Below are 16,533 nucleotides of genomic sequence, written 5' to 3' on the forward strand. Positions count from 1 at the left end.
AGGGGTTGTGGATGACTGGGAGATTGGCGACCTGCATAGGACCAATGTGGGAGCGAGCTTGCTCGCGATGACGGCGGCATATCCAAAAATGGATATGGCTGACACTCCGCTTTCGCGAGCAGGCTCGCTCCCACAGGTTTTCGGTTTAGACGCTTGGGGCTTAGTGATGCTCGCGCGTCGCGCGGAATTTCACATCTGGCCAGCGCTCTTCCATCAGCGCGAGATTGACCCGTGTTGGCGCCAGGTAGGTCAGGTGGCCGCCGCCGTCCAGCGCGAGGTTTTCCACGGCCTTGTTGGAAAATTCCTCAAGTTTTTTCTTGTCGTCGCATTCAATCCAGCGGGCGGAATACACGGTGATCGGCTCGTAGGAGCACTCGACTTTGTATTCCTCTTTCAGGCGACTGGCGACGACGTCGAACTGCAGCACACCGACGGCGCCGAGGATGATGTCGTTGCTGCGCTCCGGGAAGAACACCTGGGTGGCGCCCTCTTCGGCCAACTGCTGGAGGCCCTGGCGCAGTTGCTTGGACTTGAGCGGATCCTTCAGCCGTACCCGGCGGAACAGTTCCGGGGCGAAATGCGGGATGCCGGTAAAACCCAGGGCTTCGCCTTCGGTGAAGGTGTCGCCGATCTGGATGGTGCCGTGGTTGTGCAACCCGATGATGTCACCGGCGAAGGCCTCTTCCAGTTGCTCGCGTTCCGAGGAGAAGAAGGTCAAGGCGTCGCCGATGCGCACGTCCTTGCCGGTGCGCACGTGGCGCATCTTCATGCCCTTCTCGTACTTGCCGGAGCAAATGCGCATGAAGGCGATACGGTCGCGGTGCTTGGGGTCCATGTTCGCCTGGATCTTGAACACGAAGCCTGCGAATTTCTCTTCCACCGGCTCCACGGTGCGCTCGTTGGCAACGCGTGGCAGCGGGCGCGGAGCCCAATCGACGACGGCGTCGAGCACATGGTCGACGCCGAAGTTGCCCAGGGCGGTCCCGAAGAACACCGGAGTCAGTTGGCCGTCGAGGAATTCCTGCTGGTTGAATTCATGGCAGGCGCCCTGCACCAGTTCCAGTTGCTCGACAAAGCGCTCGTACTCGTCGCCCAGGTGCGCGCGGGCCTCGTCGGAGTCGAGCTTTTCGATGATCTTGGTTTCGGTGCGCTCATGACCGTGGCCGGCGGTGTAGACGATGATGTAGTCGTCGGCCAGGTGGTAAACGCCCTTGAAGTCGCGGTAGCAACCGATCGGCCAGGTGATCGGCGCGGCCTTGATTTTCAGGACCGCTTCGATTTCGTCGAGCAGTTCGATCGGGTCGCGAATGTCGCGGTCGAGCTTGTTGATGAAGCTGACGATCGGCGTGTCCCGCAGACGGCAGACGTCCATCAGCGCGATGGTCCGTGGCTCGACGCCCTTACCGCCGTCGAGGACCATCAAGGCCGAGTCCACTGCGGTCAGCGTGCGGTAGGTGTCTTCGGAGAAGTCTTCGTGGCCCGGGGTGTCGAGCAGGTTGATCATGTGCTCGCGATACGGGAACTGCATGACCGACGTGGTAATGGAGATACCCCGCTGCTTTTCCATCTCCATCCAGTCGGAGGTGGCATGGCGGTCGGATTTGCGGGATTTCACCGTGCCGGCCACCGCAATCGCCTTGCCCATCAGCAAGAGCTTTTCGGTGATGGTGGTCTTACCGGCATCGGGGTGGGAAATAATGGCGAAAGTGCGGCGTTTCGCGACTTCGGCGGCCTGTTTGGTCATGGGAAATCGCCTGGCAGGTGATTCAAAAAAGGGCGGCGATTATAGCTCAACTTGTGCCGGGAACCGAACCGTTGAGCACATCAAGGGTGGCCAGATGCTGCCGCACATGGGAACCTTTTGCCGCGTGGAGGCGTCCACCACCCTGATACGAGCAACCGTCAGGGTCTGAAAAATCAGCAAGTTAGCCTGACGAGGCTGCGCTCATGGCTCGCTTCGACAGCCGTTTTGACGGCATCGAAAAGAGCTGCTTCTCGCGAACGTTTTCCCGGCAACCGATGAAGGCCCGCCGCCCAGGAAAGCGTGCGCCGACAAAAAAAGACAAAGGAGTCCGCCTGTGGCTATCCGCTATGGCAAAGGGCTTATCGGGGGGGCGGTCGTCGTCGCCCTCCTGGCCCTGTTGGTCCACTGGATCGGCATCGATACGATCCACCGTTACCGCGACGACCTGCTGTTCTACCTGCAAGCGCACCTGATGCTTGTACTGGCTTCCATGTTGGCGGCCCTGATCGTCGGCATTCCCGCCGGCATCGCCCTCAGCCGCCCCGGCATGGTCGGGCGCGCCGAACGCTTCATGCAAGTGTTCAACATCGGCAATACCGTGCCGCCCCTGGCCGTGCTGGCCATTGCCCTGGGTATCCTGGGCATCGGCAGCGGGCCGGCGATCTTCGCCCTGTTCCTCGCCTCGCTGTTGCCCATCGTGCGCAACACCTATGAAGGCCTGAAAAATGTCCAGGGCTCGCTCAAGGAAGCTGCCGTCGGCATCGGCATGACCCCGCGCCAGGTGCTGTGGAAAGTCGAGCTGCCCAACGCCGTGCCGATCATCGTCGGTGGCGTGCGCGTAGCCCTGGCGATCAACGTCGGCACCGCACCGCTGGCGTTCCTGATCGGCGCCAACAGCCTTGGCAGCCTGATCTTCCCCGGCATCGCCTTGAACAATCAGCCGCAATTGCTGCTCGGCGCGGCCTGCACCGCCTTGCTGGCGCTGCTGCTCGACGGCCTGGTAACCCTGGCCAGCCGCCTCTGGCTGGAACGCGGTCTGCGACCGTCTTGAGCTTGGCTGGATAAAGGAATCGTTATGAAGAAGTTGAGCTTGATCCTGGGCTGCCTGCTGCTGTTCGCGGGATTCGCCCAAGCCGCTGAAAAACCGCTGATCCGCCTCGGTGCCCGGGTGTTCACCGAGCAGACCCTGCTGGCCGAGATCACCGCGCAATACCTGCGCGACAAGGGCTACGACGCTCAGGTCACTGGCGGGCTGGGCAGCAACCTGGCCCGCAGCGCCCATGAAACCGGGCAACTGGATTTACTCTGGGAATACACCGGCGTGTCGCTGGTTTCCTACAACCATGTCACGGAAAAACTCGACAGCGCCCAGTCCTACGCCCGGGTGAAAGAACTCGACGCGAAAAAAGGCCTGGTCTGGCTCGCGCCGTCGAAATTCAGCAACACCTACGCCTTGGCCCTGCCGGAGAAAGTCGCGAAGAAGTACCCGCAGATCAATTCCGTCAGCCAACTGAATACGGTGCTGCAGGCCGAGGCCGAGGAAAATCACCTGGTCGCGCTGGACACCGAGTTCGCCAACCGTTCCGACGGCCTGGCCGGCATGGTCGAGCGCTACGGCATGAACCTGACCCGCAAGAATATCCGGCAGATGGACGCCGGCCTGGTCTACACCGCGCTGCGCAACAGCCAGGTGTTCGCCGGACTGGTGTACACCACCGACGGCCGACTGAACGCGTTCAAGCTGAAGCTGCTGGAAGACGACAAGCACTATTTCCCCGACTACACCGCCGCGCCAGTGGTGCGCCAGGCCTTCCTCGACGCCCATCCGCAACTGGCCGCGCAGCTCAAGCCACTGGCCGAATTGTTCGACGACGAAACCATGCGCCAGCTCAACGCCCGTGTGGATGTCGATCATGAAAGCCCTTCCGCCGTTGCCGCCGACTTCCTGCGCCAGCATTCCCTGCTCTCAACCCAATGACCTGGAGGAAAAGCCATGGATTTTCTTGACGCCTTTTCCCATCTGGACTGGCCGCTGGTGCTGCACCTGACCTGGCAGCACATCACCCTGGTGGGCATCGCCGTGACCCTGGCGATAATCGTCGGCGTGCCGCTGGGCATTTTCATGACCCGCTTCCCGGCGCTCGCTGGCCCGTTGCAAGCCAGCGCCACGGTACTGTTGACCATTCCGTCGATTGCCCTGTTCGGCCTGCTGCTGCCGTTCTATTCCAAGTTCGGCCAGGGCCTCGGTCCGATGCCGGCGATCACCGCGGTGTTCCTTTATTCGCTGCTGCCGATCATGCGCAACACGTACCTGGCCTTGACCGGCGTCGAACCGGGCATTCGTGAAGCCGCCCGTGGCATTGGCATGACCTTCGGCCAGCGCCTGCGCATGGTCGAACTGCCGATTGCCGTGCCGGTGATCCTCGCCGGCGTACGCACCGCCGTGGTCATGAACATCGGCGTCATGACCATCGCCGCCACCATCGGCGCCGGTGGCCTGGGCGTGCTCATACTCGCTTCCATCAGCCGCAGCGACATGTCGATGCTGATCGTCGGCGCCGTGCTGGTCAGCCTCCTGGCCATCTTCGCCGACCTGCTTCTGCAATGGCTGCAACGCTCGCTGACCCCGAAAGGACTATTAAAATGATCGAACTTCAAAACCTCAGCAAAACCTTCAAGAGCAACGGCAAGGATGTAAAAGCCGTGGACTCGGTGAACCTGACCGTCAACGAAGGCGAGATCTGCGTGTTCCTCGGGCCGTCGGGCTGTGGCAAAAGCACCACGCTGAAGATGATCAACCGCTTGATCCCGCCGACCTCGGGCAAGGTCTTGATCAACGGCGAAGACACCACCGGCCTCGACGAGGTGACCCTGCGCCGCAACATCGGCTACGTGATCCAGCAGATCGGCCTGTTCCCGAACATGACCATCGAGGAGAACATCACCGTGGTCCCGCGCCTGCTTGGCTGGGACAAGCAGAAATGCCACGACCGCGCCCGCGAGCTGATGAGCATGATCAAGCTCGAACCCAAGCAGTACCTGCATCGCTACCCCCGTGAACTGTCGGGCGGCCAGCAGCAGCGGATCGGCGTGATCCGCGCCCTGGCCGCCGATGCGCCGTTGCTGCTGATGGACGAACCTTTCGGCGCGGTCGACCCGATCAACCGCGAGATGATCCAGAACGAGTTCTTCGAGATGCAACGGGCGCTGAACAAGACCGTGATCATGGTCAGCCACGACATCGACGAAGCCATCAAGCTGGGCGACAAGATCGCGATCTTCCGCGCCGGCAAGCTGGTCCAGTGCGATCACCCGGACACGCTCCTCGCCCACCCGGCCGATGAATTCGTCAGCAATTTCGTCGGCCAGGACAGCACGCTCAAGCGCCTGTTGCTGGTCAAGGCCGAAGACGCCGCCGACAACGCCCCGTCGGTCAGCCCCGAAACACCGGTGGCCGAGGCGCTGGAGTTGATGGACGAACACGACCGTCGCTACGTGGTGGTCACCTGCGCCGAGAACAAGGCGCTGGGGTATGTGCGCCGTCGCGACCTGTACCGCCAGACCGGCACCTGCGGGCAGTTCCTGCGGGAATTCAACGCCACCGCGGCCTACGACGAACATCTGCGGATCCTGTTGTCGCGTATGTATGAGTTCAACCGTTCGTGGCTGCCGGTGATGGATGCCGAGCGGGTCTTTCTCGGGGAAGTGACCCAGGAATCGATTGCCGAATACCTGAGCTCCGGCAAGTCCCGTGGCGGCAAGACCAGTATCGTCTCGCCGGCCGAGACCGCGTCCATCTAGGCGGGGAAAGAGTGCCTTTGTAGCTGGCTTTTGTGGCGAGGGAGCTTGCTCCCGCTGGGTCGCGAAGCGGCCCAAAAAAAGCGATGGGCGCTTCGCACCCAAGCGGGAGCAAGCTCCCTCGCCACAAGTGCAAACGTGACATCCAACAGGCTCGAAAACCGATCCGAGGGAACATCAACCTGTCACACCGGTCGGTTACATCATGAGCTGTCGCGCACTGCACGACGGAGACGTGCAAAAACGCGACATTTTTAGTTGATCTCAGGCCCCTCACGCCCTAAAGTTCGCGCCGAACGTCCATGCTGGAAACGATCCATCCGGCTCAAGTACTGACGACGAGACAGCAAGGCCAAGGGAATCACGCATCCCGTGGCCTTTTTGCTTTCGGCGACATGCCTTGGGAAGTAGGCGAACCAAAGTGGGGATACGGAGGACGTTCGCGGGGGTTGCTGCCCTCAAACCCATTGATCCTGATGTTTGCCAGTAGGAGTCCCAAGTATGTCGATCCAGGTCGAAGATTATTTTGCGCGCGAAACCTTTCAGAAAATGAAGGCGTTCGCCGACAAGCAGGAAACCCCGTTCGTGGTGATCGACACCGCGATGATCGCCAAGGCCTATGACGACCTGCGCGCCGGTTTCGAATTCGCCAAGGTCTACTACGCCGTCAAGGCCAACCCGGCGGTGGAAATCATCGACCTGCTCAAGGATAAAGGCTCGAACTTCGACATCGCCTCGATCTATGAGTTGGACAAGGTGATGAGCCGTGGCGTCGGCCCGGACCAGATCAGCTACGGCAACACCATCAAGAAATCCAAGGACATCCGCTACTTCTACGAGAAGGGCGTGCGCCTCTACGCCACTGACTCCGAAGCCGACCTGCGCAACATCGCCAAGGCCGCGCCGGGTTCGAAAGTCTATGTGCGCATCCTCACCGAAGGTTCGACCACGGCTGATTGGCCACTGTCGCGCAAGTTCGGCTGCCAGACCGACATGGCCATGGACCTGCTGATCCTCGCCCGCGACCTGGGCCTGGTGCCGTACGGCATCTCGTTCCACGTCGGCTCGCAACAGCGCGACATCAGCGTCTGGGACGCGGCCATCGCCAAGGTCAAGGTGATCTTCGAGCGTTTGAAAGAAGAAGACGGCATCGTCTTGAAGCTGATCAACATGGGCGGTGGTTTCCCGGCCAACTACATCACCCGCACCAACAGCCTGGAAACCTACGCCGAGGAAATCATCCGCTTCCTCAAGGAAGACTTCGGCGACGAACTGCCGGAAATCATCCTGGAGCCGGGCCGTTCGTTGATCGCCAACGCCGGCATCCTGGTCAGCGAAGTGGTGCTGGTGGCGCGCAAGTCGCGTACCGCCGTCGAGCGTTGGGTGTACACCGACGTGGGCAAATTCTCCGGCCTGATCGAAACCATGGACGAAGCCATCAAGTTCCCGATCTGGACCGAGAAGAAAGGCGAGATGGAAGAAGTGGTCATCGCCGGCCCGACCTGCGATAGCGCCGACATCATGTACGAAAACTACAAATACGGTTTGCCGCTGAACCTGGCGATTGGCGATCGTTTGTACTGGCTGTCGACCGGTGCCTACACCACCAGCTACAGCGCTGTGGAGTTCAATGGCTTTCCGCCGCTGAAATCCTTCTACGTGTAACGCCGCCTGGCAAAGAAAGGCCCATGGGATCATGGGCCTTTTTTTCAGCCCCGATCTCGAAATCAACAGGCCAAGCGGCTCACGCCGGTTCCGTCTGTTGAATGGGTCGCAGATGGAAAATAATGCCGGGAATGATCTCGAGCACATTGCTGGCATGTACTTCGATGGGCAGCGAACTCTCACGTTCGAGCGCGCATGAGATTTTTTCAAAGGCGTCAACGACCGAAGCGAATTCCTTGACGTAGTCCCAGCGATAATCGTCCAGCTTATCCAAGCTTCCGACCAACGTGATTTTCCCTTGAGTGGCGCAAATCGCCTTGTTTTTTTCTGCAACTGAAATTTTAAATTGACCAGCCCTTTCCTTGAGGCGGTTATAACCATCAACCATAGCCAGATAAGAAATGGTTTCGCCAATGCCAATGACCATTTTTTTCAAGGCGTCGATGGCCAACAGAGCAACTTGAACTTGAGGAGGCGCCAGCCCCATCGCAACCATGCTTTCCTCCGTCAGTTGGGCTTTGCGATCCCACCTTCCAGCGCGATTGCTTCCGATCAAGTCAATAGCTTCGGAGAGCAGCTCCATCTGCTCAAGTATTTCTCCCCGTTTGGCCTCGGCTCGGTTTTTTTGCTCCTCTACAAAGACCTGATCCTGTTCCAGCGCAAGAATCCATCGTGCCGATGCGCTCCTGTCATAGGGAGTACTGAGGTTGAGTTGAATTTGCTTCAGCTCGTTGGCTTGCTCGGTAACTGCACTGAAGGTTCGTTGAAGCTCAGTTTCCATCTCCAGGCGCAAATCCTCCTTATCACCCTCGTCTTCAACACCTTCAATTTCCTGCTGACATCTTTTAACGATCTCCCTTGTTTTATTCAAATTAATAATAGTTGTTTGAGCACGGTTGCGCAGACCGAACACCTGACCATTAACAATGGCTGCCACCGCCGTCATTCTACTCACCACATCCGGCAAATAATCGTACTGTTGCGCAAGCAGCTGCGTTTGAGTGCTGGCGTTCTGTACGTTGCCGTTATGGGCAAACAGCGCCGCGACATCCACGGTTGGATAGTCCGATACATTCGACATTAAGTACATTAGAGCGTCCTTCCTTGGCTTGAATGAGAGGTGTCAATTTCTTTCTGCGCCTCTTCGAAAACCTTGAGGAGTGCACGAGAGCTCGGTTCTATGTTCTGCTTCCAAGGTGAAACCACCAATTTGAGATGCCTGATAAAATGCCTCAACCTGACAGCATCCCGCACTTGGTCGAGCGCACGGACAGAATCCGTTAAAAATTGGCTCAGTGCGTTCCAGACCAGCATGAGGTTCTGAGTCGCCACCTCGGCCTCAATTGTTACAGCACTCAGGACCTGCAGATGGCCCCGCACCCTATTCAACGAATTTAATGTCTGGCTTTTGCTGGCCAGTTGCCGATTATCCATGTCCTGAGCAGTTTTCAACTCATTGTATTGTGTACGCAACTTTTCTGCCTCTACGCCCACGTAGATGCTCATGATCAACCCGCCAAAATTCAGGCCCGCCGCTGACTCAATCGACTCTCTCACCATCTGGTGGTACTGCTTATTCAGGTCATCGAGTTCATCGGCACGCTGATCGATATCATTTTGAATACCTAGAACGTCCTCTTCATAACTGTTGCCGGTGACAGCTAGCAATCGCAACTTGATTTGCGGCAATATCCGCTCACGCATATCGGCACCGAAGCTGTCCAGCCCCTGCCGGACCTCTTCTGCCTTCGCATGACAGAGCCGCACCTCCTCCAGCATGACATTGAGAAAATATTTTATGTCCGGGACATCGCTGGGCGCGAGCGTCAGATCAGGGAGATCGGGTAACTCATTCTGGAGCTGCAAATACTCTTCGACAGTAGTGATGTCATGTTTTTCTAAATACCCTGAGGATTTAAGTTCTTCATAAACCTCAAAGATCCCATCCCCATACTCAATCATGGTTCCGGCAAAAGTCTTTAGATGAACGCCCGTCAACTGAATTTTTTCGCGCAGCGGAGACCAAAGCCGGGCATGATTATAAACGGCACTGAAAGTGGTAAAAAAATCCATGACCGTCAGCCCGGGCTGACCTACCTCACCCGGACCGTAATTCAGATAAGCCGCGACGTCATTTGTCCGATAGGGAAGCGACAAGCCGAGCAATTCATACCGCCTCAAACTGAGGATCTGTTCCTTGGTTAACTGTATCCCTGGCTCTCGTTTGTATTCCCCTCCCTCACCAAGCGAGGCTTCTACAAACACCTTGGGTGCTAATGCGGCAGTCTCGACTACCTTTTCATCCAGCTTGAAATCGAACATAGGCTTCCTGCCCTCAAGTTATCTCTTCATTGTGCCGACCACCTCGTCAGAAACACCAGCCAATGAAGGGTGATCGCGCGAAAAGACTCTAGAGTACTTTCAAGACAAGCCACAACAGTTCAAGTATTAACAAAAAAATCAGGCGATTTTTTCCTGCACAAAAGTTACCAACTTTTGTATTGGCCACAAGCTTGCATCAGCTTAAGTTGCTACAGCCCCGATCAACTGAGAAAGTCGACGACGGTAGGCATGACCCATGGCACGTAATTCAGGGTGGTTGGCATCCATCAGCGTTTCACTGCTTACCCGCAGGAAACTTGCATTCCCGCCATCCAGCGCCTTGCGCAGCCAAGCCAGGGATTCGTCAATGCGGTCTTCCTGCGCCAGCATCGCCGCATAACTGAACTGCCCACGAAAATCCCCACCTTCAGCCGAGCGCCTGTACCACAAAGCGGCCGCCTGCGGATCCGCTGGACAACAACGTCCATCCTCAAGATAACGCCCCAACAGATTCATTGATTTGGCGTGCCCCAACTCCGCGGCTCGACGATAAAGAGCCAGCGCTTGCGGCTGATTCTCAGCAACGCCGCGCCCAGTCGCCAGCAGGTTGGCCAGGTTGTACATCGCCCAATCCAGTCCTGCCTCGGCTGCCTGGCGATAATGTCCGGCCGCGACCGAAGGGTCGGCGACACAACCCCAGCCATGCTCATGGCATCGCCCCAGCATGTTGCGCGCCATCAGGTGCCCGCGTTGGGCGGCGATCTCGAACCAGCGCCGGGCCAGGGTTCTGTCCTGTTCGATACCGCGCCCGTCGAGCAGGATCTGCCCGAGCAGCGCCTGGGCCTCAAGCAGCCCTTCGCCAGCTGCGATCAGGATCGCCTGGGCCGCCCGCGCCGGGCTGTCCGCGAGCATGGCCTCGAGGGCCTCGCCGTCGAGCACTTCCTCGCGGCGCAGACGAAAATCCGCCACCTACACCTCGACCCAGCGACGCAACAGGTTGTGGTAGGTGCCGGTCAGGCGAATCAACGACGGATGCTCGGGCACGTCCCGGGTCAGTTGCTGGATCGCACCGTCCATCTCGAACAGCAGCGCGCGCTGGCTGTCTTCGCGCACCAGGCTCTGGGTCCAGAAGAACGAGGCATAGCGTGCGCCACGGGTAACCGGGTTGACCTTGTGCAGGCTGGTGCCCGGATACAACACCATGTCCCCGGCCGGCAATTTGACCCGTTGGGTGCCGTAGGTGTCCTGGACTTCCAACTCGCCGCCGTCATAGTCCTCCGGGTCGCTGAAGAACAGCGTGGCCGACAGGTCGGTGCGCACCCGCTCGGCACTGCCCTTGGGCTGGCGCACGGCATTGTCGATATGGAAATCGAAACTGCCGCCGGCGGTGTAGCAGTTCACCAGCGGCGGGAAGACTTTGTGTGGAAGCGCCGCCGACATGAACAAGGGGTTTTTCCACAACCGATCCAGCATGGCCGCGCCGATTTCCTTGGCCAGGGGGTGCCCCTCGGGCAGTTGCAAGTTGTGCTTGGCCTTGGCCGATTGATAACCGGCCGTGACCTTGCCATCTGCCCATTCGGCCTGCTCCAGGGCCTCGCGGATACGCTGCACTTCTTCAGGAGAAAACACACCGGGAATGTGCAGCAACATGGCATTCAAGACCTGTGGATAACGCGGGGCGCTAATGGTAGTGATTCTTATTGACTGTGTACAACCCCCGCCGACGCACCATTGGGCAGAAACCGTAAAGGCAAAATGTAAAGAATGTAAATTCCTCCCAAATAGCAATATTTCGCAATTGATACATAAAACTGTTTACCCTATATTCCGCCGCCTCAACCTTGGGGAAGGCACTGTTCATGTCGCGTCAACAATCACAATTACCGGTTAATTCACCTCGTCTGCTGGCCTCCGCCATCGGCGTCGCCCTCGGTGCGACGTCAATCGCACAGATGGCCCAAGCGGCGGAAAAGATCGACGAAAAAGCCCCGCGCAACGCCATCTCCCTGGACGCTACCAGCATTACGGGCGAGGCCCAGGACGCGACGTCCTACCAGGTCGAAAAAGCCTCGTCCTCGAAATACACCGCGCCGCTGGTCGACACGCCGCGCTCGGTGACGGTCATTCCCCAGCAGGTACTCAAGGACACCGGCGCCCTCAACATGCAGGACGCCCTGCGTACCGTGCCGGGCATCACTTTTGGCGCCGGCGAAGGCGGCAACCCCCAGGGCGACCGACCTTTCATCCGAGGCTTCGATGCCCAGGGCGACACCTATCTGGATAACGTGCGTGATACCGGTTCGCAAAGCCGGGAGATCTTTGCGGTCGAATCCATCGAGGTCAGCAAGGGCCCGAACTCGGCCATCGGCGGCCGCGGCGCCGCTGGCGGTACCATTAACCTGGTGAGCAAGAAAGCCCACTTGGGCGACTCGTTCGACGGCGGCTTCACCTGGGGTTCGGACCAGACCCAGCGCTACACCCTCGACGGCAATTACCAGTTCAGCGACAGCGCCGCCGGCCGGCTCAACCTGATGAGCCACGAAAGCAACGTCGCCGGTCGTGACCAGGTCAACTACGATCGCTGGGGCGTCGCGCCGTCGCTGGCGTTCGGCCTGGGCACCGACACCCGGGTCAACCTCGACTACTACCACCTGGAAAGCAACGATCTGCCGGATTCGGGCATTCCCTACAGCGTTCCCGCCTCGGGCCGCACCGCCGACCGCACCAAAGCCAACCCGGACAAGCCCGATGCCGGCGGCGACAGCAGCAACTTCTATGGACTCAGCGACCGCGACTTCCGCAAGACCCGCGTCGACACCGCGACCATCGCCATCGAGCATGACCTGAGCGATGCGCTGACCGTCAAGAACACCCTGCGCCACGGCTCCAGCATGCAGGACTACATCCTCACCCAACCCGACGACAGCAAGGGCAACGTCAACAACGGTACAGTCTGGCGCCGCGTCAACAGCCGCGTCAGCAACGTCGACACCACCACCAACCAGACTGATCTGTTCGGTGACTTTTATGTGGCCGGCTTCAAGAACAGTTTCTCCACCGGCATCGAGCTGAGCCGCGAGACCGGCGAGAAGACTTCGTACAACGTCAACACCGACACCGTACCGGGCACCACCGCCGCGAACACCAACTGCACGCCGGCCCTGGTCGGCGCGCCGAGCGGCTACAACTGCACGTCGCTGTCCAACCCGAACCCGAACGATCCCTGGAACGGCGCGATTTCCCGCAACTATGCCGGCACCGACACCACCAGCGTCACCCGCGCGCTCTACGTGTTCGACACGCTGGAACTGTCACCGCAGTGGCTGGTGAACATGGGCTTGCGCTACGACCACTTCGACACGAAATACAAGACTTACGACGCCGCCGGTACCACCACGTCCAAGGGTGACGACACCAGCGAGTTCGTCACCGGCCAGTTCGGCCTGGTCTGGAAACCAGCCGACAACGGCAGCATCTATGCGTCCTATGCGACCTCGGCCACGCCGCCCGGCAGCATGGTTGGCGAAGGCATCGAGGGCAATCCGCTCGGTGGGACGCCAGACCGCAGTGGCAACCTGCTCGCCAGTGACATGGAGCCGGAAACCACCAAGAACTACGAGATCGGCACCAAGTGGGACTTGCTCGACAGCCGGCTTTCGCTGACCGCGGCGATTTTCCGCACCGAGAAGGAAAACGCCCGGGTGCAGGTCGACACCACGACCTATGAAAACGCCGGCAAGACTCGCGTCGACGGCCTGGAGCTGTCGGCCAGCGGCAAGCTCACCGAGAAATGGCAGGTGTTCGCCGGCTACAGCTACCTGGACAGTGAGCAGGTCGATGGCGGGCCGATGAGCACCAGCGATGGCAACGAGTTGCCGAACACGCCGAAAAACAGCGCCAGCGTCTGGACCACCTACGCGCTCACGCCAAAGCTGACCATCGGTGGCGGGGCCTTCTATGTGGATGATGTGTTCGGCAGCGTGGCGAACACCACCATGGTCGACTCCTACGTGCGTTATGACGCCATGGCCAGCTATAAGGTCAGCAAGCACCTGGACCTGCAACTCAACGTGCAGAACCTGACCGACGAGACTTACTACGACAAGGCATTCTCGACCCACTTCGCCAACCAAGCGGCCGGGCGCACGGCGTTGTTGAGTACCAATTTCCACTTCTGACCGGTTGAAAGAACCCGACGCCGAGTGGCCAGGCAATGAACCTGTGGGAGCGAGCCTGCTCGCGAAAGCGGAGTGTCAGTTGATAAATGCGTGACTGACACGACGTCTTCGCGAGCAGGCTCGCTCCCACAGGATCTAACCACCGCCCATTACTGACCGGCACCGGGCAAAGCCCCGTTCATGCAAATGAATGGGGCTTTTATGTGTGTTTATGAATGCTTCTCGATAACACACGGCATAATGCACGCCGTGACAAACAGTATTGAATGAACAAGGCGGGCGACGTGTTGAAGAAAACCCTGTTCCAGTTGCACTGGTTTTTCGGCATCAGTGCCGGACTGGTCCTGGCGTTGATGGGCGTTACCGGTGCGGTGGTGTCTTTCCAGGACGAGATCCTGCGGGCATTGAACCCCGAGGTGCTGACGGTTGAAAAACAACCGGCCGGCGTCCTGCCTCCCGCCGAACTGGTGGAACAGATCGAAGCCGCCTCCGGCAAGACCGTCGCCATGCTCTGGGTCGAGACCGACAGTGGCAACGCCGCGCGGGCGATCTTCACCGCCCCGCCCGGAGAGAAACGCGGGCCGATGCGCTACTTCAATCCCTACAACGCGCAGTTTCTCGGCGATGTGGTGGGCCAGGATTTCTTCGGCCTGATGCTCAGGCTGCACCGCGTCCTGACCCTGGACGACGTGGGCCGGCAGATCACCGGCGCCTGCACGCTGATCCTGGTGTTCTTCTGCTTGTCCGGCCTCTACCTGCGCTGGCCACGCCAGTGGAAAAACTGGCGCGCCTGGCTGACCCTCGACTGGGCGAAAAAGGGCCGCAGCTTCAACTGGGACCTGCACTCCGTTGCGGGCACCTGGTGCCTGCTGTTCTATCTGTTGGCCGCCCTGACCGGGTTGACCTGGTCCTATGAGTGGTACAACAAAGGCCTGACCCGCCTGCTTTCCGATTCGCCCAAGGATGAGCGCGTGCGCACCCGTGGCCCGGCACCGAGCGGCCCGGCGCCGATCGCCGATTACCGGGCCATGTGGAGCAGCATCTACAGCGCCGCCGGCCCCGGCCTGTCCGCCTACAACGTGCGCATGCCACCGGTGGCCGGGCAACCGGCGACGGTGTTCTACCTGCTCAAGGACGCCCCCCATGACCGCGCCCTGAACCAACTCATGCTCGACCCGAGCACCGGCGTCATCAGCCGTCACAGCCGCTACACCGACAAGAGCCTCAAGGCGCAATTGCTCACCAGCATCTATGCCCTGCATGTCGGCAGTTACTTCGGCCTGGTCGGGCGGATCCTGGTGACCGCCGCCGCATTGGCGATGCCGCTGTTTTTCATCACCGGCTGGCTGCTCTACCTGGACCGCCGACGCAAAAAACGTCAGGTCCGCCAGGCTCGCCAGGCGCTTGCCGGCAACCCTGGCGATGCCCCGGCGTGGCTGATCGGCTTTGCCAGCCAGAGCGGTTTTGCCGAGCAACTGGCCTGGCAGACCGCCGGCCAGCTCCAGGCCGCCGGGCTACCGGTGAAGGTCCAGCCGTTGGCCGGCGTCAGCGAAAAGGATTTGAACAGCGCCACCCGCGCCTTGTTTGTCGTCAGCACCTTTGGCGACGGTGAAGGACCGGACAGCGCTCGCGGTTTCGAGCGCAAGGTGCTCGGCCGGGCCATGAGCCTGGAAAGCCTGCAATACTCGGTCCTCGGCCTCGGTGACCGGCAATATGACAATTTCTGCGGTTTCGCTCGCCGTCTGCACGCCTGGCTGGCGGAGCACGGCGGCAAGACGCTGTTCGCGCCGGTGGAAGTGGACAGCGGCGACCCGTACGCCTTGCGGCACTGGCAACAGCAACTGGCCGAGCTGACCGGCCAGCCTCCGGCGGATGCGTGGCAAGCGCCGAGCTTTGAACACTGGACCTTGAGCCAGCGCACCCTGCTCAACCCCGACAGCAGCGGTTCGGGCGTGTACCTGCTCGGCCTCAGCGCCCCCGGTCCGAGCAGTTGGCTGGCCGGTGACCTGGTGGAAATCCTGCCGCGCAATGACCCGTGGGCTATCGAACACTTCCTCGATGGCCTGGGTATCGCCGGTATCGCTCGGGTGCAGGTCGATGGCTTGCAGCAGACGCTCGAACAAGCCCTCGCCACGCGTCAGCTGCCGGAAAACCGCGCCCACCTGGTGGGTCTGCACGCCCAGGCGCTGGTGGAGGCGTTGGCACCGCTGGGGATGCGTGAATATTCCATCGCCTCGATCCCCGCCGACGGTGTACTGGAACTGATCGTACGCCAGGAACGTCACGCCGATGGCAGCCTGGGCATCGGTTCCGGCTGGCTGACCGAGCATGCGCCGCTGGGCAGTCCCATCAGCCTGCGCGTCCGTCGCAACAGCAGCTTCCATCTGCCGCCCCAGGGCCTGCCGATGATTCTGCTGGGCAATGGCACCGGCCTGGCCGGCTTGCGCAGTTTGCTCAAGGCCCGCGTTGCCCAGGGCATGCAGCGCAACTGGCTGCTGTTTGGCGAGCGCAACCGCGAGCATGATTTCCATTGCCGCGACGAACTGCAGGAATGGGTGACCTCCGGCGACCTGGAACGCCTGGACCTGGCGTTCTCCCGGGATCAGGAAAAGAAAATCTACGTCCAGGACCGCCTGCTGGAATCGGCCGCTTTGCTCAAGCAATGGCTGGCCGACGGCGCGGTGATCTATGTCTGCGGCAGCTTGCAGGGGATGGCGTCAGGCGTGGACCACGTGCTCAATCTGGTGCTGGGCCGCGAGGAAGTGGAAAAGCTGATCGAGCAGGGCCGGTATCGGCGGGATGTTTACTGACGAACGCCTATTTTGA

General features: G+C 60.0%; 12 protein-coding genes. 7 read left to right on the top strand and 5 right to left on the bottom strand.

Features of this window, described 5'->3' with window-relative positions:
- Positions 1-160: 160 nt before the first annotated feature.
- Positions 161-1,744, bottom strand: coding sequence for a peptide chain release factor 3 (locus tag J3P96_RS23940; RefSeq protein ID WP_434626148.1), 1,584 nt, complete (start codon positions 1,742-1,744; stop codon positions 161-163).
- A 334-nt stretch (positions 1,745-2,078) separates the two neighbouring features.
- Here J3P96_RS23940 and J3P96_RS23945 point away from each other — a divergent pair, with 334 nt between their 5' ends.
- The 5 genes from J3P96_RS23945 (at position 2,079) to J3P96_RS23965 (ending at position 7,207) form a co-directional block, all read left to right on the top strand.
- Positions 2,079-2,795 carry an ABC transporter permease gene (locus tag J3P96_RS23945; RefSeq protein ID WP_186612146.1) on the top strand — a complete coding sequence of 239 codons (717 nt, stop codon included), beginning with the start codon at positions 2,079-2,081 and terminating at the stop codon, positions 2,793-2,795.
- Positions 2,796-2,819: 24 nt separating this feature from the next.
- Positions 2,820-3,722, top strand: a complete 903-nt coding sequence (locus tag J3P96_RS23950) for a glycine betaine ABC transporter substrate-binding protein (protein ID WP_434653693.1) — start codon at positions 2,820-2,822, stop codon at positions 3,720-3,722.
- A 15-nt stretch (positions 3,723-3,737) separates the two neighbouring features.
- Positions 3,738-4,391 (top strand): ABC transporter permease, encoded by a 654-nt coding sequence (locus tag J3P96_RS23955; RefSeq protein WP_305496867.1) that lies wholly within the window; start codon positions 3,738-3,740, stop codon positions 4,389-4,391.
- On the top strand, positions 4,388-5,545 hold the full coding sequence (locus J3P96_RS23960) for an osmoprotectant ABC transporter ATP-binding protein OsmV (protein ID WP_434569839.1): 1,158 nt from the start codon (positions 4,388-4,390) through the stop codon (positions 5,543-5,545). Before J3P96_RS23955 ends, J3P96_RS23960 begins: the two co-directional genes overlap by 4 nt.
- A 498-nt stretch (positions 5,546-6,043) precedes the next feature.
- Complete coding sequence (locus tag J3P96_RS23965) at positions 6,044-7,207, top strand: type III PLP-dependent enzyme (protein WP_305496871.1); 1,164 nt, start codon at positions 6,044-6,046, stop codon at positions 7,205-7,207.
- A gap of 79 nt (positions 7,208-7,286) precedes the next feature.
- Here J3P96_RS23965 and J3P96_RS23970 read toward each other — a convergent pair whose 3' ends face one another.
- The 4 genes from J3P96_RS23970 to J3P96_RS23985 all read right to left on the bottom strand — a co-directional run bounded on the left by J3P96_RS23970 (position 7,287) and on the right by J3P96_RS23985 (position 11,179).
- Positions 7,287-8,297, bottom strand: a complete 1,011-nt coding sequence (locus J3P96_RS23970; protein ID WP_434653694.1) for an alpha-xenorhabdolysin family binary toxin subunit B — start codon at positions 8,295-8,297, stop codon at positions 7,287-7,289.
- Positions 8,297-9,529 (bottom strand): alpha-xenorhabdolysin family binary toxin subunit A, encoded by a 1,233-nt coding sequence (locus J3P96_RS23975; RefSeq protein WP_434653695.1) that lies wholly within the window; start codon positions 9,527-9,529, stop codon positions 8,297-8,299. Before J3P96_RS23975 ends, J3P96_RS23970 begins: the two co-directional genes overlap by 1 nt.
- A 201-nt stretch (positions 9,530-9,730) precedes the next feature.
- A complete protein-coding gene (locus tag J3P96_RS23980; protein WP_434658314.1) occupies positions 9,731-10,441 on the bottom strand; it encodes a tetratricopeptide repeat protein in 711 nt (236 codons plus the stop codon).
- A 57-nt stretch (positions 10,442-10,498) separates the two neighbouring features.
- Positions 10,499-11,179, bottom strand: coding sequence for a Fe2+-dependent dioxygenase (locus J3P96_RS23985; RefSeq protein WP_434653696.1), 681 nt, complete (start codon positions 11,177-11,179; stop codon positions 10,499-10,501).
- A gap of 209 nt (positions 11,180-11,388) precedes the next feature.
- Here J3P96_RS23985 and J3P96_RS23990 point away from each other — a divergent pair, with 209 nt between their 5' ends.
- Together J3P96_RS23990 and J3P96_RS23995 are read left to right on the top strand one after the other, a co-directional pair.
- Positions 11,389-13,707, top strand: coding sequence for a TonB-dependent receptor (locus J3P96_RS23990; RefSeq protein ID WP_434653697.1), 2,319 nt, complete (start codon positions 11,389-11,391; stop codon positions 13,705-13,707).
- A gap of 284 nt (positions 13,708-13,991) precedes the next feature.
- Positions 13,992-16,517 (top strand): PepSY domain-containing protein, encoded by a 2,526-nt coding sequence (locus J3P96_RS23995; RefSeq protein WP_434658318.1) that lies wholly within the window; start codon positions 13,992-13,994, stop codon positions 16,515-16,517.
- Positions 16,518-16,533: the final 16 nt, after the last annotated feature.

It is taken from the genome of Pseudomonas sp. R3-56, assembly GCF_051132075.1.
Classification (GTDB): Bacteria; Pseudomonadota; Gammaproteobacteria; order Pseudomonadales; family Pseudomonadaceae; genus Aquipseudomonas.